Annotated in this window: 25 protein-coding genes; 9 read left to right on the plus strand and 16 right to left on the minus strand. The window is 69.7% G+C overall.

Going from position 1 to position 21,015, the window contains the following annotated elements; all coding sequences use genetic code 11:
* Positions 1 to 6: 6 nt before the first annotated feature.
* The 4 genes from I8N67_RS27680 to I8N67_RS27695 all read right to left on the minus strand — a co-directional run bounded on the left by I8N67_RS27680 (position 7) and on the right by I8N67_RS27695 (position 3,875).
* Positions 7 to 663, minus strand: a complete 657-nt coding sequence (locus I8N67_RS27680; protein ID WP_200306723.1) for a restriction endonuclease subunit S — start codon at positions 661 to 663, stop codon at positions 7 to 9.
* Complete coding sequence (locus tag I8N67_RS27685; RefSeq protein WP_200306725.1) at positions 660 to 2,297, minus strand: N-6 DNA methylase; 1,638 nt, start codon at positions 2,295 to 2,297, stop codon at positions 660 to 662. Before I8N67_RS27685 ends, I8N67_RS27680 begins: the two co-directional genes overlap by 4 nt.
* 13 nt (positions 2,298 to 2,310) lie before the next feature.
* Entirely contained in the window at positions 2,311 to 2,970 is a 660-nt protein-coding gene (locus I8N67_RS27690) for a hypothetical protein (RefSeq protein WP_200306727.1), read from the minus strand.
* Positions 2,971 to 3,299: 329 nt separating this feature from the next.
* Positions 3,300 to 3,875, minus strand: coding sequence for a heme-binding beta-barrel domain-containing protein (locus I8N67_RS27695; protein ID WP_200306729.1), 576 nt, complete (start codon positions 3,873 to 3,875; stop codon positions 3,300 to 3,302).
* 324 nt (positions 3,876 to 4,199) lie between these two features.
* On the opposite strand from I8N67_RS27695, the gene I8N67_RS27700 reads away from it, so the two are divergent.
* Complete coding sequence (locus tag I8N67_RS27700) at positions 4,200 to 4,562, plus strand: DsrE family protein (protein ID WP_200306731.1); 363 nt, start codon at positions 4,200 to 4,202, stop codon at positions 4,560 to 4,562.
* Here I8N67_RS27700 and I8N67_RS27705 read toward each other — a convergent pair.
* From I8N67_RS27705 to I8N67_RS27740, 8 genes are all read right to left on the minus strand, one after another.
* Positions 4,556 to 4,942, minus strand: coding sequence for a VOC family protein (locus I8N67_RS27705; protein WP_200306733.1), 387 nt, complete (start codon positions 4,940 to 4,942; stop codon positions 4,556 to 4,558). The two genes, I8N67_RS27700 and I8N67_RS27705, sit on opposite strands and share 7 nt — an antisense overlap.
* Positions 4,943 to 4,952: 10 nt before the next feature.
* Positions 4,953 to 5,213 carry a DUF3099 domain-containing protein gene (locus I8N67_RS27710; protein WP_200306735.1) on the minus strand — a complete coding sequence of 87 codons (261 nt, stop codon included), beginning with the start codon at positions 5,211 to 5,213 and terminating at the stop codon, positions 4,953 to 4,955.
* A gap of 86 nt (positions 5,214 to 5,299) precedes the next feature.
* A complete protein-coding gene (locus tag I8N67_RS27715; RefSeq protein WP_200306737.1) occupies positions 5,300 to 5,587 on the minus strand; it encodes a DUF1416 domain-containing protein in 288 nt (95 codons plus the stop codon).
* 61 nt (positions 5,588 to 5,648) lie between these two features.
* Entirely contained in the window at positions 5,649 to 6,488 is an 840-nt protein-coding gene (locus I8N67_RS27720) for a sulfurtransferase (protein ID WP_200306739.1), read from the minus strand.
* Between the two features lie 471 nt (positions 6,489 to 6,959).
* Positions 6,960 to 7,694 carry an LmeA family phospholipid-binding protein gene (locus tag I8N67_RS27725; protein WP_200306741.1) on the minus strand — a complete coding sequence of 245 codons (735 nt, stop codon included), beginning with the start codon at positions 7,692 to 7,694 and terminating at the stop codon, positions 6,960 to 6,962.
* A 274-nt stretch (positions 7,695 to 7,968) separates the two neighbouring features.
* Complete coding sequence (locus I8N67_RS27730) at positions 7,969 to 9,138, minus strand: hypothetical protein (RefSeq protein ID WP_200306743.1); 1,170 nt, start codon at positions 9,136 to 9,138, stop codon at positions 7,969 to 7,971.
* A gap of 10 nt (positions 9,139 to 9,148) precedes the next feature.
* Positions 9,149 to 9,403 (minus strand): MoaD/ThiS family protein, encoded by a 255-nt coding sequence (locus I8N67_RS27735; RefSeq protein WP_200306745.1) that lies wholly within the window; start codon positions 9,401 to 9,403, stop codon positions 9,149 to 9,151.
* Positions 9,404 to 9,434: 31 nt separating this feature from the next.
* Entirely contained in the window at positions 9,435 to 10,394 is a 960-nt protein-coding gene (locus I8N67_RS27740) for an alpha/beta hydrolase (protein ID WP_200306747.1), read from the minus strand.
* Positions 10,395 to 10,598: 204 nt separating this feature from the next.
* On the opposite strand from I8N67_RS27740, the gene I8N67_RS27745 reads away from it, so the two are divergent.
* Together I8N67_RS27745 and I8N67_RS27750 are read left to right on the plus strand one after the other, a co-directional pair.
* A complete protein-coding gene (locus I8N67_RS27745) occupies positions 10,599 to 11,378 on the plus strand; it encodes a winged helix-turn-helix transcriptional regulator (RefSeq protein WP_200306749.1) in 780 nt (259 codons plus the stop codon).
* A 106-nt stretch (positions 11,379 to 11,484) separates the two neighbouring features.
* Entirely contained in the window at positions 11,485 to 12,507 is a 1,023-nt protein-coding gene (locus I8N67_RS27750) for a LacI family DNA-binding transcriptional regulator (RefSeq protein WP_200306751.1), read from the plus strand.
* Between the two features lie 147 nt (positions 12,508 to 12,654).
* Here I8N67_RS27750 and I8N67_RS43955 read toward each other — a convergent pair whose 3' ends face one another.
* Positions 12,655 to 12,777: a hypothetical protein gene (locus tag I8N67_RS43955; protein ID WP_267912830.1), complete on the minus strand. Its 123-nt coding sequence runs from the start codon at positions 12,775 to 12,777 to the stop codon at positions 12,655 to 12,657.
* A gap of 245 nt (positions 12,778 to 13,022) precedes the next feature.
* Here I8N67_RS43955 and I8N67_RS27760 point away from each other — a divergent pair, with 245 nt between their 5' ends.
* The 4 genes from I8N67_RS27760 (at position 13,023) to I8N67_RS27775 (ending at position 16,786) form a co-directional block, all read left to right on the plus strand.
* Positions 13,023 to 14,216: a S1C family serine protease gene (locus I8N67_RS27760; protein WP_200306753.1), complete on the plus strand. Its 1,194-nt coding sequence runs from the start codon at positions 13,023 to 13,025 to the stop codon at positions 14,214 to 14,216.
* A 64-nt stretch (positions 14,217 to 14,280) separates the two neighbouring features.
* On the plus strand, positions 14,281 to 14,484 hold the full coding sequence (locus I8N67_RS27765) for a hypothetical protein (protein ID WP_200306755.1): 204 nt from the start codon (positions 14,281 to 14,283) through the stop codon (positions 14,482 to 14,484).
* A gap of 122 nt (positions 14,485 to 14,606) precedes the next feature.
* Positions 14,607 to 15,341: a response regulator transcription factor gene (locus I8N67_RS27770; protein WP_200306757.1), complete on the plus strand. Its 735-nt coding sequence runs from the start codon at positions 14,607 to 14,609 to the stop codon at positions 15,339 to 15,341.
* Positions 15,338 to 16,786, plus strand: coding sequence for a HAMP domain-containing sensor histidine kinase (locus I8N67_RS27775; protein ID WP_200306759.1), 1,449 nt, complete (start codon positions 15,338 to 15,340; stop codon positions 16,784 to 16,786). The genes I8N67_RS27770 and I8N67_RS27775 overlap by 4 nt, the downstream gene beginning before the upstream one ends.
* Here the strand turns inward: I8N67_RS27775 and I8N67_RS27780 are convergent.
* The 3 genes from I8N67_RS27780 to I8N67_RS27790 all read right to left on the minus strand — a co-directional run bounded on the left by I8N67_RS27780 (position 16,761) and on the right by I8N67_RS27790 (position 18,970).
* The gene (locus tag I8N67_RS27780) at positions 16,761 to 17,132 is read right to left on the minus strand and encodes a hypothetical protein (RefSeq protein ID WP_200306761.1); all 372 of its coding nucleotides are present in this window, start codon (positions 17,130 to 17,132) and stop codon (positions 16,761 to 16,763) included. The two genes, I8N67_RS27775 and I8N67_RS27780, sit on opposite strands and share 26 nt — an antisense overlap.
* The gene (locus I8N67_RS27785) at positions 17,129 to 17,479 is read right to left on the minus strand and encodes a DUF6247 family protein (protein WP_200306763.1); all 351 of its coding nucleotides are present in this window, start codon (positions 17,477 to 17,479) and stop codon (positions 17,129 to 17,131) included. The genes I8N67_RS27780 and I8N67_RS27785 overlap by 4 nt, the downstream gene beginning before the upstream one ends.
* Positions 17,480 to 17,824: 345 nt before the next feature.
* A complete protein-coding gene (locus tag I8N67_RS27790; protein ID WP_200306765.1) occupies positions 17,825 to 18,970 on the minus strand; it encodes an erythromycin esterase family protein in 1,146 nt (381 codons plus the stop codon).
* A gap of 109 nt (positions 18,971 to 19,079) precedes the next feature.
* Here I8N67_RS27790 and I8N67_RS27795 point away from each other — a divergent pair, with 109 nt between their 5' ends.
* Both I8N67_RS27795 and I8N67_RS27800 read left to right on the plus strand, forming a co-directional pair.
* Positions 19,080 to 19,883, plus strand: a complete 804-nt coding sequence (locus tag I8N67_RS27795; RefSeq protein ID WP_200306767.1) for a TioE family transcriptional regulator — start codon at positions 19,080 to 19,082, stop codon at positions 19,881 to 19,883.
* Positions 19,884 to 20,089: 206 nt separating this feature from the next.
* Positions 20,090 to 20,968 carry a hypothetical protein gene (locus tag I8N67_RS27800; protein WP_200306769.1) on the plus strand — a complete coding sequence of 293 codons (879 nt, stop codon included), beginning with the start codon at positions 20,090 to 20,092 and terminating at the stop codon, positions 20,966 to 20,968.
* Positions 20,969 to 21,015 lie beyond the last annotated feature (47 nt).

Consider the following 21,015-nt stretch of genomic DNA (forward strand, 5'->3'; position numbering starts at 1 on the left):
GCGGAGTCATCGCTCAGCCGACAGAACACCGTTCATCAGGGCGTCGGCGAGTACGCCGCGGTAGGCACGGGTTGCGCGAACCATCTCGGCATACGCCTGGATCTTGCCGTCAAGGGCGGCGAGCGTGGCACCGATCGCCGCCTGCTCGGCGACCGGCGGCACGACGACGGGCAACTGGCCCAGGGTGCGGATGCTCAGTGACGGAATGACCCCCCCGGCCGTCCGCGACCTGATCCAGTCCTGGGCCGTGGTCGCGCTCAGACAGGCCGTGAGATACGCGGCTCCGACATCTCCCGCGCCGGGCAGTCTGAGCCGTACCAGGTTGGGGTGAAACAGCCAGCCCTCGTGTTCACCGGTGACCAGTGCGCAACGGCCCACGGTGCCGGTGCGGGTGATGAGGATGTCGCCCTCGGCCAGTTCATACTTCGACAGAGTCCGGGCCCGGTCCCACGGAATCGCGGGTACGGTCCAGGCCTCCTCGGTGCCGATGCGCCGACCACTCAGGTCACGCGGACGGACGACGGCGACACCGCCGTCCGCCTGCGTGTGGCCCCTGTCCTCGGCGCGGGTCGCCGGTCCGGCCTGGATGGAGTCACACAGATCCCGCAACGGGACGCACGGCCAGCCCGGCGGCAGGAGTTCACCGATGTCATCGCTCGTCACAGTCCGTACCTCCTGAGCCACCGGACCGCTTCGGCATCGCTTGCCTCAGCCCGCGCGTGCAGGATCTCGATCTCCTCGCTCAACCGGGCCAGCCGGTCCCGGGTCTCGGCGGCGTCGGCCGGGACCCTGCCGAACGACCGGACATACCGTCTGGGATCCAGGCTGTACCCGTACTCCACAATGTCCTTTACCGGTACGGCCCGGCTCAGGCCGGGGGTACCGGTGAAGGAGCGCCCGCCCTCCGGGGCCGGGCTCCAGGACACGTACTCCCCGACCAGCCGTCCGATGTCGTCATCGGACAGGGCCCGCTGGGTCCGGCTGACCTGGTGTCCAAAGTGCTCACCGGCCACGAACAGCACCTCGGGATCCGGGTGACCGCCGGATCCCGGGGCGCGCAGGAACCAGATGTGCGTGCTGATGGCCGTGAGCGTGAAGAGTCCGGCAGGCAGCGCGATAACGCACTCCACTGCCCCGACCTCGACCAGTCCCCTCCGCACCGTCTCTGCGGCCCCGGTGTTGAAGGCGGCCCCGGCCGGCATCAGCACGGCGGCCCGGCCGTCAGCGGCGAGCCGCGAGACGGCGTACTGGAGCCAGTCGAACTCGGTTCGGCGAGCGGTGCCGTACGTCCAGTACGGAGGTGGGGCCACGTCCTCCAGGAAGCGCCCGAAGGGGGGGTTGGTGAGGAGCACGTCGAAGGTCTCGGGAAAGTCTGCAAGACCACCGGGATCGAGCGCCGGGGTGACGGGTCCTTCGACGAGCAGTGCCCCGCGCCCGTGGTGCACCCGCAGGTTGCAGCTCGCTGCCAGTAGTTCCTGGACCCGGGGTGCTCGGCCGCCAATCAGACGCCGTTCGCCACCGCCGTGTGCCGCGATCGCGTCCAGGTAGGCGACAAGCAGTTCCCCGACACGGACGTAAGGATCGTGCACGTGCACGGCGCCGGGCCGTACAGCGGCCAGAGCCCCCGCCATGACCCGGCTCACGGACGGCGGGGTAAGGAACGCGCCGCCCTCGCGTGCGTGTTCCGCGCGCCAGCGCACCAGGACGTGGTCGAAAGCCGTTCGAGCTTCCTGCTCGGAGCCCACAGGAGTGCGCCCCAGCGTCTCGAAGAGTTCGGTCAGCGCGCCAGGCGGAAACTCCTTCTTCGCGACGTCGTGGTCAGACCCCAGCACGGCGTATTGCCTCAGCTGCTCGGCCATCCCCCCGGCGGGGTCCTTGATGTGCTCGTCGACGAAGAACAGCAGCCAGAAGAGGTAGTCGTCCAGCGACATGCCCCCCCGCAGCCGGTCCGCCTCCGGCCCCGCGAGCCGCTCGACCGCCCGGAGCAGCCCGCCAGCCGTCCCGCCGGGCAGGCCCGCGCGGAACCGGTCACCGTAGGTCGTGCCCACCGGTTCACCGGAAAGCAGGGCGTTCGCGGGGATGGTCCGGGTGGACAGCCAGGCCAGCACCTCGTCGGCGCGGAACAGTTCGGGGTCCCCACCGACAGGAGCGGGATACTCCGGATAGCGCCGCTCCCAGTTGGTCACGGCGGGGCGCTTCACCCCCGCGAGGCGCGCGATCTCGGGCCGGGAGACGAGCGTGCCGGCGAGGGCCGGGTCACCATTCGTGGCGGGCGCTGACGCCCCGGAGCCGGTCATGGCCCTCCCTCCATCAGAACCGAGGCGGTCTGGCGCCGCCGACCACGTCCGCCCGGTCGGCGAGCACTGCCGGGAAACGGTCCATGGCCTGCGCCTCCTTGGCCAGCTCGGGGCTGAGGTAGCCCAGCACGCGGTAGATGCTGTCATGGTCGGCCGCGAGGTGCCGGTGATGAACCGGCTCGTGGTGCATGACGCGGTTGCGCAACAGGGCCAGCGAGGTCAGGTCTCGGTACAGGCGCCCACGAGGTCCGCGGTAGTGCGGGAACGCGGAGTTCAACACGGGCACCCAGAAGTGCCGGTCGTAGCCGGAGCTGAGCAAGGAGACCCAGAAGCCCAGGGTGAGTTCGGCCACCACGTCGTCCGGCGTCGTACGCCGCAGGCGGCGCTCACAGGAGCGGCGTGCGCCGTCCACAAGCCCGCGGCCACGCTCGTTCAAGGGCGCGGCCTCCCACCAGTCCGGTCTGCCGTGATGTCGTACGAGTGCGTTGTGCAGGGCGTTGCGCAGTGCCAGCTCCAGGCAATGCAGGGGGCCGACCAGCGTTGCCGACACCTCGATGTTCCACCAGTACAGCCGCTCGGCCACCCGCGCGTCGCCGTGCGCGGCACGGATGTAACGCCGCAGTCGTGGCAGGGACAGGTCCCGGGCCATCCATTCAGGCAGACGATTGTTCATGATTCCCCCGCCCCGACGCGTCCATGGATGCGTCGCGCTACTTCGTGGTAGCGTGGTCGACGAATGTTCTGGGCTCGCCTCTGCACCGCAAGCCACCCAGGGCACAGCCTCCGAAACCCTGGTCGCAGCCACATTGCGATCGGGGTTTCGCGCGTTCACCGGACCCGCGAGACCTCCGCCACTGCAGTGTTCAGACACCCCACCCGCAAGTGCATTGCCATACCGTCGATTCCGTTAACCCCTTTGAGGGTTAACGCCTCGCATGCAACGACGCCCCCGCCACTGAGGCACGGGGGCGTGCGAAACCTCGGCCGAAAGTCGGGAACGGCCTACTTGAAGAAGGCGATGCCGTCGTCCGGCATGTCGTCCGGGAGGGCCTTGGCCCAGCGCTCGACGTCCTCGGGGGTGACGACCTTCTTCAGGTGCGCGGACATGTAGGGGCGCAGCTCGACCTCGGGGGTCGCCTTCTCGCCGACCCACATCAGGTCGCTGTTCACATAGCCATACAGCCGCTTTCCGCCGCTGTAGGGGCCCGCGGCGGCCGTACGCGCGACCGCGTCCGTGACCAGGTCGATCTGCGGCTTCTGCTTGACCAGCTCGCCGTACCAGATCTCGACGACGCCGTTGTCGCGGGTCATGACGATCTCGACCTTGCGGTCGGCGTCGACACGCCAGAAGCCGGACTCGGTCTCCAGCGGGCGGACCTTGTTGCCGTCGTTGTCCAGCACCCAGGTGTGGGAGCGGTACTCCAGGAAGTCCCGGCCGTCGTGGGCGAAGGTGACCTCCTGGCCGAAGTTGCACTTCTCGGCGCCGGGGAAGTCATGGACACCCGCGCCGGCCCAGCTGCCGAGCAGGAAGGCGAGCGGGACGAGGTCCTTGTGCAGGTCGGACGGGATCTCGATCATCGGTTCTTCCTAGACGGGGGTCAGCGCTGGCCCTGGTACAGCTTCTTCACGGCCAGACCGGTGAAGGCGAGAACACCGACACAGACCAGGACCAACAGTGCTTCGAAGAAGATCTCCACGGGGTGCTCCTCGGATGAGCGGAGTTCGGTACTACACAGGGCCGGACCCCAGCTTACGCGGCCGGGGCCCGGGGCCGTTCGTCAGGTTCCGCGTTCCGTTCAGTCGAGCAGTTGACTCTGCGGGACCACCGCCCGCGAGGTACGTCTGGCGGACGCCGCATTGGGTTGCGCCGGGATAGATCACGATTCGGACTACCATTCGGGCATGGCGAAGAAGCTCGTGATCAAGGTGACGGCGGGGGTCGACGCCCCCGAACGCTGCTCCCAGGCGTTCACGGTGGCCGCGGTGGCGGTGGCCAGCGGAGTCGAGGTCTCGCTCTGGCTGACCGGCGAGTCCGCCTGGTTCGCGCTCCCGGGCCGGGCCTCCGAGTTCGAGCTGCCGCATGCCGCCCCGCTCCCCGACCTGCTCGACTCGATCCTGGCCGGCGGCCGCCTCACGCTCTGCACCCAGTGCGCCGCACGACGGGACATCTCGGAGAAGGACGTCATCGAGGGCGTACGGATCGCGGGGGCGCAGGTGTTCGTGCAGGAGGCGCTGGGCGACGAGACGCAGGCGCTCGTCTACTGAGACGGCTCGACCCACAGGCAGAAGGGGTGTCCTGAGGGGTCGAACAGCACCCGTACGTCGTCCTGCGGCTGGTGGTCGGCGAGCCGTGCCCCTGCCGCGACGGCCCGCGCGGTCTCGGCCGCCAGGTCGTCGACCTCGATGTCGAGGTGGAGCATCATCTGCTGGTCGCCGGGTTCGCGGCCCGGCCAGACGGGCGGGACGTACGCGGGCTCGGTCTCGAAGGCCAGGGACGTGCCGCCGGTGCCGGGCGGGGGACCGAGGAGCACCCAGTGCGGCTTCTCGGCGCGCACCACGTACCCGAGCAGGCGCTGGTAGAAGCCGGCGAGTTCATGCGCGTCGTACGCGTCGAGCACCACGCTGGAAAGCTTCGTAGGCGACATGTACGCCTTCCTACTGCGGCCGCCTCTTCCCGTCCAGCTCGTCCCACCACTCGTCGGACTTGGGGTCGCCGGACGGGTCGTCCCACCAGCGGTCGTCGGGGCCGCGCCGGTTGGCGACCATCGCGGCGAGGGGCGGGATGACCATGGCGACCACGCACATCCCGACGGCCACCGGAACCGACCAGAGGCGTACGACTCCCCAGGCCAGGACGAAGAGCGCGATGCAGGTCCCCATCATGGCGAAGTACACGTGACGCCGCCGTGCGTACATGGGTCCAGGGTAGGCCCGTACATGCCGAAGGGCCGCACCCCGGGCGGACGACCTGTGGGGTGCGGCCCTTGGCCGGATCACATCGCTCAGACGGCGATCGCGACCTCCGAGAGGCCGCCCTTCTGGGCGACGACGGTGCGGTCGGCGGTGCCGCCGGGGACGAGCGCTCGGACGGTCCAGGTGCCCTCGGCCGCGTAGAAGCGGAACTGGCCCGTCGCGGAGGTGGGGACCTCCGCCGTGAACTCGCCGGTCGAGTCCAGCAGACGGACGTAGCCCGTCACCGGCTCGCCGTCGCGGGTCACCTGACCCTGGATCGTGGTCTCACCGGGCTTGATCGTCGAGGCGTCCGGGCCGCCGGCCTTCGCTCCACACATGTCTTTTCTCCATCAGAGGTCTGACCGGAAGGAAGGCCGGTCGGGATGAACGGGTGTTCGCTTACTTGTTGGCGCCGAGCTCGATCGGAACGCCGACCAGGGAGCCGTACTCGGTCCAGGAGCCGTCGTAGTTCTTGACGTTCTCCACACCGAGCAGCTCGTGCAGGACGAACCAGGTCAGCGCGGAGCGCTCACCGATGCGGCAGTAGGCGATGGTGTCCTTCGCCAGGTCGACCTGCTCGTCGGCGTAGAGCTCCTTGAGCGCGTCGTCCGACTTGAAGGTGCCGTCGTCGTTGGCGTTCTTCGACCACGGGATGTTGCGGGCGGACGGGACGTGGCCCGGACGCTGCGACTGCTCCTGCGGCAGGTGCGCGGGGGCGAGCAGCTTGCCGGAGAACTCGTCGGGCGAGCGCACGTCGACGAGGTTCTGCGAGCCGATCGCGGCGACGACGTCGTCACGGAAGGCGCGGATCGCGGTGTTCTGCGGCTTGGCCTTGTACTCGGTCGCGGGGCGCGCGGGAACCTCGTCGACCAGCTCGCGGGCGTCCAGCTCCCACTTCTTGCGGCCGCCGTCGAGAAGCTTCACGTTCTCGTGGCCGTAGAGCTTGAAGTACCAGTAGGCGTACGACGCGAACCAGTTGTTGTTGCCGCCGTAGAGGACGACGAGGGTGTCGTTGCCGATGCCCTTCTCCGACAGGAGCTTCTCGAAGCCCTCCTGGTCGACGAAGTCGCGGCGTACCGGGTCCTGGAGGTCCTTCGTCCAGTCGATCCGGATGGCGTTCTTGATGTGGTTCTTCTCGTACGCGGTCGTGTCCTCGTCGACCTCGACGATGGCGACGTTCGCGTCGTCGAGGTTGGCCTCGACCCAGTCAGCGTCTACCAGGACGTCGCTGCGGCTCATGCTCTTTACTCCTCCGGGGCAGTTTGCGGCGGGGCGTGCGGGGCGCCTGACGGCGGTCGGGCCGGGCGCGCACGGGTGTGCCCTGGCTGGGCAGGGCGACGGGAAACGCGGCAGTCGGGGCTACCGCTCAGAAGGGGCGACAGAGCATGGCGGCGACGCGGCACAGGTCTACTGCCCGCCGCTTCGTGAGGACCGCCTGTCCCCGCGGCCGGAGGACGCTTGAATGGCTCTGCATGGTTGTCGATCGTAGGGACGGACAGGCAGGCGTGTCACCGGCATGTCGCATTCTGAGACGCGATCGTCCGCGATGTGGGATGAGGGGGCGGTCGGGGGCATGGGTACGGGGCCGTGGGCCCCGTGCGGCCGTCATCACATCTACGGTACGGACAACCACGTCTCGCCTGTCGGACGGCGCGCGGCGCCACCCGGTCCGACCGGCTCCGGCACTCCTTCGCCACGCCGGTCCTCGTCCTACCCGGCCAGCTCGACGTTCGAACCCTTGACGGTGATCTCCACGCCGTCCGGCGCGGCCTCGACCTTGTCGAGCTTGATGCCGCCGGGGAGGTTGTCGATGGCCTGCTGGAAGTCGGTGATCGAACGGACGACGTTCTCGGCGACGTCGGCGCCGCCCAGGGAGGGCAGGGAGTCCGCTTGCACCTCGACCGTGTCGCCCTTCACGCTGACCGTGCTCAGGACGGAGACGGTCTGCGGTTCGAGGGCCGGCGGGTCGATCTCCACCGCGACCTTGATCTTGCCCTTGCCGCCGTCGGAGAGGCCGACGACTCGGGCGGTGAAGCCGAGGCCCACGTCGGTGGGCTCGGACTTGGCGGCCGTGAGGAGTTCGTCGTACGCGATGGTCGCGGTGCCGGTGGCGCTGGCGGCCGTGGCGGAGCTGTAGTCGCTGGAGAAGGCGACGCCGCGCATGTTCGCCTTGAGGTCGTCGATGCGGATGCTTTCGTCGGCGTTGCCGGTGCCGGCCTCGAAGTCCTTGATGCCGACCTCGACGTCGTCCAGTTCGCCGGTCGCGACCTGGGTGAGGAACGGGAAGCCGTTGATGGACACCTCGGGGGTGGTGGTGAGGCCCTCGCTGGTCTTCAGCTGGTCGGCGACCTCGTCCTCGGCGAAGCCGACGGCGACGCGGTCCGCGACGACGCTGAGGGCGCCCAGGATCACGGCGACGATGACGAGTATTCGCAGTGCGCGCATGTTCTTGGTGTTCCCCACGTAGTTCGCTCGGCGGTCGGTCCGTCCCTCGTGAGGGTAATCGTGGGGGTGGGGTGGGTGGGGTGGGTTCCGACGGCTTGTTGATCAGCTGTGACAGGGCGCCGGAACGGGTCTCCTGGCTTTTCCTCGCCCCCGCCGCCCCTACCCGTCCCATCCCCAGGGGCGCTGCCCCTTCCACCCCGGTTCTTTGGCCGCGGGCTCGGTGGGGGCTTGTCGCGCAGTTCCCCGCGCCCCTGCGGGGCGCGGGAAAGCCCGGTCAGCCGAGCGCTCGGCCCAGCAGGTACACCGCCGGGGCCGCTGCGGCGAGAGGCAGGGCGACCCCTGCGGTGAAGTGGACGAAACGGGAGGGGTAGTCGTACGCGGCGACCCGGTGGCCGATGAGCGCGCACAGCGCCGCGCCGGCCCCGAGCAGCGCCCCCGACGTACCCAGCTCGGTCGCCCCGCCCATGGCGATCCCCGCCCCGGTCGCGGCCAGCAGAGACACCACCACCGAAACCATCGTCGGCAGCGGCAGCGCCCGCGCCAGCACCGCCACGGCCACCGCGAACCCACCGACGGTCACCGCGTCCGCCACCGCCGCCAGATACCCGGCCGCGATGATCGCCAGCGCCGACGAGGCCACCGTCGCCATCAGCCCGTACATCCGCTCGTCCGGATCCGCGTGGCTGCGCAGCCCGAGCACGATCCCGAGGAGCACCCACACACCGAGCGTGCCGAGGATCGCGGCGGGCGCGTGCTCCCGGCCGGCCGCGAAGAGGGCCACGTCCGCCACGAGCCCGCCCGCGAAGGCCAGCACGATGCCCTGCCGGGCCGGCCACATGCCGTTCAGCCGGAACCAGCCCGCCGCGGTCACGCCCTGAAGGATCACCAGCGGTACGGCGAGGGCGTACTCCCCGACGACGGCGGTCCCGGCCAGCAGCAGACCCAGTACGGCCGTGATCAGCGCCGGCTGCATCCCGGGCTCGATGATCGGCGAACGCCCCTCGGCCCGCGCCCGCTGGGCGTCGGTCACCCGAGTGTTGCCGGTGACGGTCGGCGGGCCGTAGCCGGGCGCGGGTCCGGATTCCGGCGCGGACGCCGGGGCCGACGCGGGCTGCGCGACAGGACCGGGCTGCGGCTGGGCCGCGTACTGCCCGTTCGGCCGGCCGTTCGGCGGCCCGTACTGCCCGTCCGTCTGCGGAGGCAGATACGCCGTCTCCGTCAGGTTGGCCGCCACCGGCGCCTGCGGCTGGACCTGGGTCTCCCAGGTCTGGCCCTCCCACTGCTGCGTGTACTCGTCGTAGCCCCGCCAGTGCGGCTGCGGCTGTGGCTGTGGCTGTGGCTGTGGCTGCGGCTGCTGATAGGGGTCGTAACCCTGGTGCTCCGGGTGCTCCGGGTGCTCCGGGTGCTCCGGGTGGCCCTCGTACCCGTACGGCTGGTTGCTCATGATGTGGGGGTCACCCTCCTGCGAACGGCGGGAGCACCTCGACCGTGCCGCCCTCGGCCAGACGTACCGTCTCATGCTCGCGGGTGCCCACCGGGTCACCGTCGATGAGGAACGAGCATCGCAGCAGTACGCGGACGAGTTCGCCGGGGTGTCGCTCCCGTGCCTCGGTCAGCGCGTCGGCGAGGGTGGCCGCGTCGTAGGGCTCCTCGGCGACGCCGGCCGCGGCCTTGGCGGCGGCCCAGTAGCGGACGGTGCCCTTTGCCATCTGTGGTCCTCTGTATGAGTGGTGACGTGCCTCAGGCTACGGGTGAGTCCGCGCTGTGGGGTAACGCCGGGTTCGCTGTGACCCGCTTCGCCAGCCACTCCCCGATCCGGTCCAGCAGTTCCTCGCTCGCCGCGTTCTCCGCGTGGCCCATTCCCCGCTCCAGCCACAGCTCTCCCTGGTCACCGGCGGCCGCCGCCAGCATCTGCGGATGGTCGAGCGGGAAGTAGCCGTCGCTGTCGCCGTGGACGATCAGCAGGGGTGTCGGCGCGATGAGGGGCACGGACTCCACCGGGGACAGGGGGACCGGGTTCCAGTCGCGGTGGTGGATGCGGGTGCGGAAGCCGTAGCGGCCGACGAGGCGGCCCGCGGGGCGGGTGACGAGCCAGTGGACGCGGCGCATGGGCGCGGTGCCGCGGTAGTACCAGCGGGCGGGGGCGCTGACCGAGACGACGGCGTCGACCCGCGCGCCTCCGGCGTCCGGGCCCGCGTCTGCGCTCGCGCTCGCGCTCACGCCCCGCTGTGCCGCGTGCCGCAGGACGACCGAGCCGCCCATCGAGAAGCCGACCGTGGCCACCTGCCGGTGGCCGAGTTCGCGGGCCCAGCGGACCGCCGCGGCGACGTCGAGCACCTCGCGGTCGCCGACCGTCGAGTGGCCGCCGGATCTTCCGTGGCCGCGGAAGGAGAAGGTCACGACAGCCCCGTACCGGCCGAGCGCCGCCGCCACCCGTCGAACATGTGGGCGGTCGGCGTCGCCCGTGAAGCCGTGGGCCACGACGACGGCGAGGTGGCCGGAAGGTGGAGTTCCGGTGCCGTCGGAGGTGTTGTATACAACGGGTCCCGGTTCGTATACGGCCTCGATATTCACCCCGTCGTCAGTGCTCAGAAACCTGCGCAAAGGGGTTCCGGAAGGCCGGGAAGGGGTTCGACCGGCCGTCTCAGAGTTCGGAATGTCGAAAGATCGCGTCACATCACCTGCCGGACCAGCGCTCATGTGGGCTATTCTGCTGGACAGAGGACTCGGGCAACGTAGCCCCCGAGTCCTTTTGTGCTTTCGGAAGTGTTGTATACGAGCGGGAAACACCAGGTGACCGCAGGTGTACGGGCCCGGGATCGCAGAGCAAGAACAAAGAAGTGCCGCAGTACGCAGTACCGCAGTGCCAAACGTCCTCGCAGGGACCGAGGAGGAACCAGACGTATGAGTTCTCTGCTGCTCCTGACCAATGCCCTCCAGCCTTCGACGGAGGTGCTCCCCGCCCTCGGCCTGCTCCTGCACAACGTGCGGGTGGCGCCGGCGGAAGGCCCCGCGCTCGTCGACACCCCCGGTGCGGACGTCATCCTGATCGACGGACGCCGTGATCTCCCACAGGTCCGCAGCCTGTGCCAGCTGCTCCGCTCCACCGGACCCGGTTGTCCGCTCATCCTCGTCGTGACCGAGGGCGGCCTCGCCGCCGTCACCGCCGACTGGGGCATCGACGACGTGCTCCTCGACACGGCCGGTCCGGCCGAGGTCGAGGCGCGGCTGCGGCTGGCCATGGGCCGCCAGCAGATCGTCAACGACGACTCCCCGATGGAGATCCGCAACGGCGATCTCTCCGTCGACGAGGCGACCTACAGCGCCAAGCTCAAGGGGCGCGTCCTCGACCTCACCTTCAAGGAGTTCGAGCTCCTCAAGTACCTCGCCCAGCACCCGGGCCGCGTCTTCACCCGCGCCCAGCTGCTCCAGGAGGTCTGGGGGTACGACTACTTCGGCGGTACACGGACGGTCGACGTCCACGTACGGCGGCTGCGCGCCAAGCTCGGCCCCGAGCACGAGTCACTGATCGGGACGGTCCGCAACGTCGGTTATCGATTCGTTACGCCGGAGAAGGCGGAGCGGGCGAGCGACGACGCGAAGGCCAAGGCGACCCCGCCAAAGGCGGAGGATGCGGACGAGACGGCGCCCCTGGAGACCGCCGAGATCACGGCCGAGGCCTAGTGACCCACCCCCTGGGGCCCGCGCCGGGCGGCGTACGTACAGCTTCCGCACAGGGAAGCGGTCGTACGCCCTGCCCAGGGGTGGTCCATCCGCGTAGACTCCGCGCGTGGCCAAGGTGACTCGGGATGACGTGGCAAGACTGGCGGGTACGTCGACCGCCGTCGTCAGCTACGTCATCAACAACGGACCCCGGCCGGTTGCCCCGGCCACGCGCGAGCGTGTCCTCGCCGCGATCAAGGAACTGGGGTACCGGCCGGACCGGGTGGCCCAGGCGATGGCCTCGCGGAAGACCGAGCTCATAGGCCTGATCGTCCCGGACGCGCGCCAGCCGTTCTTCGGCGAGATGGCGCACGCGGTCGAACAGGCGGCCGCCGAGCGCGGCAAGATGGTCCTCGTAGGCAATTCGGACTACATCGCCGAGCGCGAGGTCCACTATCTGCGGGCGTTCCTCGGGATGCGGGTCTCCGGACTGATCCTCGTCAGCCACGCCCTCAACGACAACGCCGCCGCCGAGATAGAGGCGTGGGACGCGCGGGTCGTGCTGCTGCACGAGCGGCCCGAGGCGATCGACGACGTGGCCGTGGTGACCGACGACCTCGGCGGCGCCCAGCTCGCCGTCGAACATCTCCTCTCGCACGGCTACCCGTACGTCGCCTGTATGGGCGGCATCGCCGAGACCCCGCTCGTCGGCGACCCCGTCTCCGACCACGTCGGCGGCTGGCGGCGCGCGATGGACGCGGCCGGCATCCCCACCGAGGGGCGGCTCTTCCAGGCCCCCTACAACCGGTACGACGCGTACAACGTCGCCCTCGAACTGCTGGCGCGGCCGGACCGGCCGCCGGCCATCTTCTGCTCCACCGACGACCAGGCCATCGGCGTCCTGCGCGCCGCGCGCGAGCTGCGCATCGAGGTGCCGAGCGAGCTGGCGGTGGCCGGGTTCGACGACGTCAAGGAAGCGGCGCTCACGGATCCGCCGCTGACGACGATCGCGACGGACCGTACGGCGATGGCTCGCGCGGCGGTCGACCTGGTGCTCGACGACGGACTTCGGGTGGCGGGATCCCGGGGTGAGCGGGTGAAGCTGTTCCCGTCGAAGCTGGTCGCTCGGCGGTCTTGCGGTTGCGAGTGACTCCGTAGGCTGAGCGGCGGCTTGGGGGCAGCTCGGAGGCGTTTTCTGCTGCGCGTGCGTCGTGGCCTGTCCCGCGGTTTCCCGCGCCCCTTGAAGGCGAAGAGCCGGGGCGTGGGGCCTTGCTGCGACAAGTGCTCTCAGTGGTCTTTAGAACAGGGCGTTGTACTGGTTGCAGCCCATGCCCAGTTTGATTCGGGTGGCGAAGAGGGACGTCGAGGCCTTGTTGGTGCCGGGGTAGAGCCAGAGGGTGCCGGCGGAGTCGCGGGCCATGACGTCGGCGATGGCGTCGCCTGTGACGTCGCCGTTGGTGACGTAGGCGGTGAACTTCCAGCCGGGTGCGGGCCTGGATGCGGGACAAGTGTTCGGACACCGCGTTCTGTGAGGTCATCGCACGGCAACCCTTTGTTTCCCATGCGGGCCGGGCCCCGCGCCTTTACATCGGGCATACGAGGTTCTGGCGGGCTTCTCAGGGAGCACTCAGGAACGTCTCATGGTCGGGCGGCAGGCTCTGACTCATGACCGAGAGCTTCCGCCGCAGCGGCGAGTACGAGAACCCGTTCCAGGGTGAACAGCAGCAGCACTCCGGGTACGCCGAGGGCGAGACCCAGCAGCAGCCCGCGTACCGACAGCAGCAGCACGCTTCCGCCCCGGTGAACCCGGAGTGGCCTCCTCCGCCGGCGTACGGCCCGGCCATGGCCACGCCCCCGGCGGGCCCCGCCGCCGACCACGCCACGTACGAGCAGCCCGCCGCGGCGGCTTCGGCGGGCTCGGCCCCCACCGCCCTCCTCACCGAGCCGGTGTCCTCCGCCCCCGCCGCCCCCGCTCGGAAGAAGCGCGCCAGAGGGCCGATCGCGCTGCTGGCGGCCGTGGCGTTCGTCGCGGCGGCGATCGGTGGCGGTACGGCGTACGGCATCCAGGAGCTGACCGGCACGGACACCGTGGCCTCCAGCGCCGCCAGCACGAGTGTGGTGCCGACCAGCCAGAAGGGCACGGTGGCCGGGGTCGCCACGGCGGTCAGCCCGAGCATCGTGGAGATCAGCGCCAGCTCGAACGCGGGTGAGTCCACCGGTTCCGGTGTGATCATCACCAGCGACGGCGAGATCATCACCAACAACCACGTGATCTCCGGCGCCAACCAGATCAAGGTGACGACGAGCGACGGCAAGTCCTACACCGCCGAGGTCGTCGGCACCGACAGCAAGAAGGACCTCGCCCTCATCAAGCTGCAGGACGCCTCCGGTCTGAAGGCGGCCACCCTCGGCGACTCCGCCGGCGTCAAGGTCGGCGACGAGGTCGTGGCGATCGGCTCCCCCGAGGGCCTGACCGGCACGGTCACCAGCGGCATCGTCTCCGCGCTCGACCGTGACGTGACCGTCTCGACCGAGGAGAGCCAGGGCCAGGAGCAGCAACAGCAGGGCGGCGGCAGCGGCCAGTGGCCGTTCGAGTTCGGCGGCCAGGAGTTCAACGGCGACACCGGCTCCTCCACGACCACGTACAAGGCCCTCCAGACCGACGCCTCCCTCAACCCCGGCAACTCCGGCGGCGCCCTCATCGACATGAACGGCAACATCATCGGCATCAACTCGGCGATGTACTCGGCCGCGGACGCCACCTCGTCGAGCGCCGGCAGCGTCGGCCTCGGCTTCGCCATCCCGGTCAACACCGTCAAGGCCGACCTGAGCACGCTGCGGGCCGGCGGCTCGGACTGAGGTCCGCCGCTCCTCGCTTCCCTTTTGATCCCTCTTCAGTCCCGCTGAGTCCAAGGAGTCCGACATGATCAAGCAGATCGCCCAGATCCAGCAGATTTCGCACGACGTCGAGACCGCCGGCGACCCGGCCGGGCTGGGCCTCGCCCTCGCGGTGGCCGCCGCGCTGCACACGCCGGTGACGCGGGCCCCCGAGGTGGCCCCCGCCGCCCGCACCGCGGCTCGCCGGAACACCGCGGCCCGCCTGCACCGGCGTACGGTCCGCGCCTGATCTTTACGTCTACTGCGCAGCTCCGGAACGTGCGAGGCTGAGGGCCTGAAGGCCTGCCCGGGCCTGCGAGCCCCAGGCCGACCGGCCGACCACGTCACATCCCACCCGAGGACACCACCACCATGAGCCCCGCCGAAGGCGACCGTGAACCCCAGCGCATCCTCATCGTCGACGACGAGCCGGCGGTGCGCGACGCCCTCAAGCGCAGCCTCGCCTTCGAGGGCTACGGCACCGAGGTCGCCGTCGACGGTGCGGACGCTCTGGAGAAGGCGACCGCGTACCAGCCGGACCTGGTGATCCTCGACATCCAGATGCCGCGCATGGACGGGCTGACCGCCGCCCGCCGGATCCGCGGCGCGGGCGACACGACCCCCATCCTGATGCTCACGGCCCGCGACACGGTCGGCGACCGCGTCACCGGCCTCGACGCCGGCGCGGACGACTACCTGGTCAAGCCCTTCGAGCTGGACGAACTCTTCGCCCGCGTCCGTGCGTTGCTGCGCCGCAGCACGTACGCGGCGGCCGTGTCCGACACGGCCCCCGAGGACGACGCGCTCACCTTCGGCGACCTGCGGATGAACCTCGCGACCCGCGAGGTCACCCGCGCCGACCGGCCCGTCGAACTGACCCGCACGGAGTTCACGCTCCTGGAGATGTTCATGGCCCACCCGCGCCAGGTCCTCACCCGCGAACAGATCCTCAAGGCCGTCTGGGGCTTCGACTTCGAGCCGTCCTCCAACTCCCTGGACGTCTACGTCATGTACCTGCGCCGCAAGACCGAGGCGGGCGGCGAGCCGCGGCTCGTGCACACCGTCCGGGGCGTCGGTTACGTACTGCGGCAAGGCGGCGCGGAGTGAACAAGCTCCTGCGCCGGTACCGGACCCTGCCCATCCGGAGCCGGCTGTCGCTGCTGGTGGCGGCGGCGGTGGCGTTCGCGGTGGCGGCAGTGTCGGTGACGTGCTGGTTCCTTGTGCAGGGGAAGCTGTACGACCAGCTGAAGGACGAACTCGACAAGTCGATGGGCATGCCGGGGCTCCGGCAGCAGGCCGAGGCCGCCATCACGAACTGCTCGCAGACCCCGTGGGAGGCCGACGGTTTCGGCCGGACCACCTATTTCCAGGTGATCCTGGAAGACGGCACGCCCTGTGTCATGGGCTTCTCCGTCGGCGGGGTCAAGGTCACCCAGACCGACAAGGACGTCGTCAGCGCCACGGAGCGCACCGAGGCCGTCTACTACAACAGCACCGCCTCGGACGGCACCGACGTACGTGTCAAGGTCTCGCCCGCGTCCTACCGCCAGGCCACGGGCGAACAGGCCAACATCGCGCTCGTCGTGGCCCTTCCCCTCAACGGCACCCAGTCCACCCTCAACGACCTCGCCCTGATCCTCCTCCTGGTCTCCGGTATCGGAGTCGTCGGCGCCGGAGCGGCCGGTCTGGCCGTGGCCCGGGCGGGACTGCGGCCGGTCGACAAGCTCACCGAGGCGGTCGAGCATGTGGCGCGCACGGAGGACCTGAGCATCCGGATCCCGGTGGAGGACGAGAGCGAGGACGAGGTGGCCCGGCTGTCCCGCTCCTTCAACTCGATGACGAGTGCGCTGGCCAACTCCCGTGAGTTGCAACAGCAGTTGATCGCGGACGCGGGCCACGAACTCCGCACCCCGCTCACTTCGTTGCGGACGAACATCGAACTCCTCACCCGGAGCGAGGAGACGGGCCGCCCGATCCCGGCGGACGACCGCAAGGCCCTGCTCGCCTCGGTGAAGGCCCAGATGACCGAACTGGCGTCCCTGATCGGCGACTTGCAGGAGCTGTCCCGCTCGGAAGCGGGTCAGCAGGGCGGTCGCCACCTCCAGGTGGTGGACTTCCAGGAGACGGTGGAGGCGGCCCTGCGCCGCGCCCGGCTGCGCGGCCCCGAGCTGACGATCACGGCGGACCTCCAGCCCTGGTACGTACGGTCCGAGCCGTCCGCCCTGGAGCGGGCCATCGTCAACATCCTCGACAACGCGGTGAAGTTCAGCCCCGAGAGCGGCACGATCGAGGTGGCGTTGGACGCCGGTGTCCTGACCGTCCGCGACCACGGCCCCGGCATCCCCGCCGACGAACTCCCCCACGTCTTCGACCGCTTCTGGCGCTCCCCCAGCGCGCGGGCCCTGCCGGGCTCGGGGCTGGGCCTGTCGATCGTCGCGCGTACGGTCGAGCAGGCGGGCGGCGAGGTGTCCCTGTCCCGCGCGGACGGCGGCGGCACCCTGGCGACGGTACGACTACCGGGGGCGGTCACGGCTCCGCCGGAGGTTCCGTAGGAGGTTCCGTAGGAGTTTCCCCTTCCTGCCAGAAGATCTCTTCCACCACGATCTGGGGGTCGTCGATTCGGCGGGCGAAGGTGTACTTCAGCCAGCCGTTTCCGTCGTCGAAGAAGCAGATGTGGCGGCCCTTCGGAGCGGTGGACCGGCCCGGCACGACGCTTATGCCCTCGGGAAGCCCGGCATCGGCATCGATGCCTCGAAAAAGCGGGTCTTTCGCCGCGACCAGTTCTGCGCGCGCGGCAAGGGCGAACTCGCGAACATGGTCGGGCAGTGCCTCGAAGGTGGCAAGAGCGTCGATCCGCCAGTCCATCTGCCAGGGCGGCCCCATGAACCCATCGGTCACTCGCCGGGCTCCAGTGCTCGGACCCGGTAGTGGATCTTCGATGCCTCCTCAAGGAGGGCCTTGGCTTCGTTGATGTCGGTGCACTCGTACGCGGCTCGGTGTTCGAGATCGTGAACGTACGCGTCCAGCTCGGGGTCGCGGGCAAGGGCGTACTCACCCCACCAGCGGGCGATGAACGCCGGCACCGGACCGAGGTTGTAGGCGTCGGCGATCGCCCACTTCCAGTGCGCGTCGAAGTCCGGGAGAAGGTCGGGAGTGTGCTCGGCGATGGCCTCGCGCAACGCCTTGGGCGTCCGCTCAGGCATGGGAGGGACAGCCGACTCGGGTTCCGCAGCGTGAACAGCCATGACCGATGTCCTCCTTCGACGCACCGTGTCTACGACCATAGCCGCGCTCACCGTCCCCGCGCGGATCGTCCGCGCACCGGCTCGGCCCACACATCCGGCTCTCGATCGAACTCTTCGTCGATCATCGTGATCTCTTCCATGACGCCACGGTGACCGTCCGGCACCCCTGCGTGTCCTGGTTTCCTGCCTGCTTCACCCGAAGGTGTCCACAACTCCTCGTCCTCCGGGAACGCGCACCGGGACACGACCCTGTGGGGACCGTGGGATCGCGCTCTTGTACCTCCGAAGTCGAATCCGACCGTCGCGTCCGACTCCAGTGCCTCCACTTGGCGATCGATGAGCGGTCTAGTCGCCCGTGTTGATGTGGAGGAGCGCGTCGGTCGCGTCCAGGGTTGCCTGGTCGAGGGGGAAGTAGCCCTGGCGGGGGGTGGTGTCGGTGCGGGTGCGGGCCGGGGGGAGTTCGGCGGCCGGGGTCAGGGCCCAGGTGCTGATGCGGCGTTGCAGGATGCCCTCGTACGTGTCCGGGGCCGGGTCCTGGAGGTCGATCGCCTTGCTGCGGCCCAGGCTGCCGGCCACGAAGAAGTAGCGGTCGCCCACCAGGGAAGACAGGATCTCGCCGGCGCCGTACCAGGTGAGGTCCATGTCGGCCAGCCGCATGTGGCTGATGTTCCGCTGGAGGTGGCGGTTGTGGGCGGAGACCAGGGTCGGGCCGCGTCGGGATTCGGCGCCTCGGATGTCGAGGAGGTTCTGGGCCATGAGGGAGTCCCGGGTGGCGAGCAGGCGGGTGATGCGGACGTCCCCCTCGACCGGCTGTGCGCACTGCTTGTGGTAGCGGAGCAGGCCGAGCGCCGCGGTGAGGTGCATCCTGGTCCTCGACCACTCGGCGCGTGAGGTCGCCGCGATCAGTTCCGGTGCGCGGGCGTAGAGCTCGGTGAGCATGTCGTCCGCGAGCACGCGCAGTTTCTCGGCCTCCGGCGTGGCGCCGGGCGACATGGCCGCGTCCAGGACCGCCTCCGTACGGCTCCATCGTTCGTCGTCACCGACGAGGGCCGCGAGATCGAGGCCCGAGTCCAGGGCCGGGTCCAGGTAGTCGCGGGCGTGTTCGACGTAGGGGCGTGGGCTGGGGGCGCTCATCGTCTCCGTCGGGGCGTCGAAGCCGTGGAAGGTCAGGCGGTCCTGCGGGGGACGGTGCTCGTTGTAGGCGCGCATCCAGGTGACCAGTCGCCGGTTGCCTTCCAGGTCTCCGAAGCCGTGCGAGAAGCCCGCGCTCATCGCCTCGTCGAGGCTGCCCGTTCCCTTCTCCACGAAGTCGTTCACGGTCAGTGCGGCCACGCGATCCGTTTCGAGGGCGATCGAACGGAAGCCGTGGTCGACGAGTTGGGCGAACAGGTCGTTGCGGAGCCGTGCGAAGGCCGGTTCCAGGTGGGTGGGTTCACCGAGGGCCAGCAGGTCGCACGACGGGGTCACGAAGTCTCGAATGTCCTGACTCATGAGCCTCAATCGTATCCTTGATAGTTCGGTTGAGGGTTGTGGAGCCTTAGCTGGGCCTGTTGCCGCGATGCATGGCGCGGAGTCTCAAACCAGTGATAACCATGCGACCATGCGACCCTCCGACCTCGCCCGCGAGCACGGCATCTCGACCCAGGCGGTCCGTAACTACGAGCGGGACGGGTTCGTCCCGGCCGCCGAGCGGACGCGCAGCGGCTACCGGATCTACACCGAGGTGCACGCGGCGGCCCTCCGTGCCTATCTCGCCCTCGTCCCGGCGTACGGTCATGCGGCTGCCGGGCGGATCATGCGCGCCCTCCACGACGGGGCGCTCGACGACGCCCTGACGGTCGTCGATCGTGGGCACGGCCTGTTGCTCCGCGACCGGGAGACCCTCGACTCGGTGCGGAGCGCGGTGGATCACCTGATGGCGCAGGCCGAGACCGAGACCGAGGCCGAGACCACATCAGGATCAAGCCCCGAGCGGTCGGCCGGGCCCCGCACCCGGACCATCGGCGAACTCGCCCACCAGCTCCAGGTCACCCCCGCGACCCTGCGCAACTGGGAGGACGCCGGCGTCCTCACCCCCGCCCGGGACCCGCTCACCGGATACCGCCTCTTCCGCGCGAGCGACGTCCGCGACGCCGAACTCGCCCACCTCCTCCGGCGCGGGGGCTACCCGCTGAACCACATCTTCACCGTGGTCCGGCAGATCAGAACGGCGGGTGGCGCGGACTCGCTGTCCCACGCCCTCGACGACTGGCGCCGGAGGCTGACCGCACGGGGCCTCGCCATGCTCGACGCCGCCGCCCACCTCGGCCACTATCTCGGCCATCACCTGGGCCACCGCCCGGGCCACCGCCCGGGCCACCACCTGGGCCACCACCTGGGCCACCACCTGGGAGGGAACGGCTGATACGCACCGGTGACGCAAGCCTTGTTGATCTTGTGTGATGGATTCGTGACGCGTTTCTGAGAGGGGCCTGAGAAACCTCTGAGGCGCCTGTGATGCGGGTCGTGTTCTCTGCTGGGGAGTTCTTCGAGTTCTCCGTTTCCCCAGACGACAGAACCGGTGGCCGCCGGCGTCGGCGTACAGCAGTAGGGAGCGCACACATGCGAACCATGCGAGCAGCACGAACCACAGGCACCTCACGCACCGCACTCAAGGCATCTCTGAAGAAGGGCGCCCTCGTCACGGCGTCCACCGTCCTCGCCCTGGCCGGCGTCGTGGCCGGTACCGGCGCCGCGCAGGCGGCCACCGGGCCGGGCGGGGCGACCAACATCCGGGGCGTGGACCCCGGCAACACCGACTCGATGATCGAGCGGCTGTGCGGCCAGAAGGGGAGCCTGACCGGCGTGTACGGCGCCCTGAACGTCCGGACCGGCGCATTCAAGACCAAGGCCGAGTACCACCGGGACGTTTTCGGGCTGTGGAAGCCGCTTGGGGACTGGGAACTCTTCCGCGGCTACTGCGGCAACGCGCAGGCGTCGACCTGGTCCACGAAGGGCGCCTCCATCCGCACCTCCCCCTGGATCGGCAACCGGGGGTCGAAGGACGACAAGGAGACCTTCGTCAGCAGCTACAGCACCAAGACGTTCGCCAAGAAGAGCGTCGGGGCCCAGCTCAGCTTCTCCGCCGCCAAGAGCATCTTCTCCGGCAGCGCGGGCGGCAGCTTCACCTACGAGTGGGGCTGGGAGAAGACGTCGAGCTTCGAACGCCGTAGCGAGAAGACGATCCCGCCGTGCACCCAGATCGCCGTGACGTGGACGCCGTACCAGCGCGTGGTGCGTGTGAACCCGATCTTCTACGTCCTGGACTACTCCTGGAACAAGGGCAACGGCGACAAGACCGTCCACACCTGGCGCAACCGCTCCTACCGCACGATCTACTCGCACGGCTACTACATCGACGGCACCTCCGACAAGCTCCTCCCCAACGGCCAGCCCGACGGCCGCGAGGACAAGTGGGAGCAGAAGCTGGACCCGAAGACCTGCGCCTAGTAAGGCACCGCCGCCTCGCCCAGCCCGCCCACACCCCTCTCCAAGAC

It is taken from the genome of Streptomyces adelaidensis (assembly GCF_016598475.1).
In the GTDB taxonomy this organism is placed as follows: domain Bacteria; phylum Actinomycetota; class Actinomycetes; order Streptomycetales; family Streptomycetaceae; genus Streptomyces; species Streptomyces adelaidensis.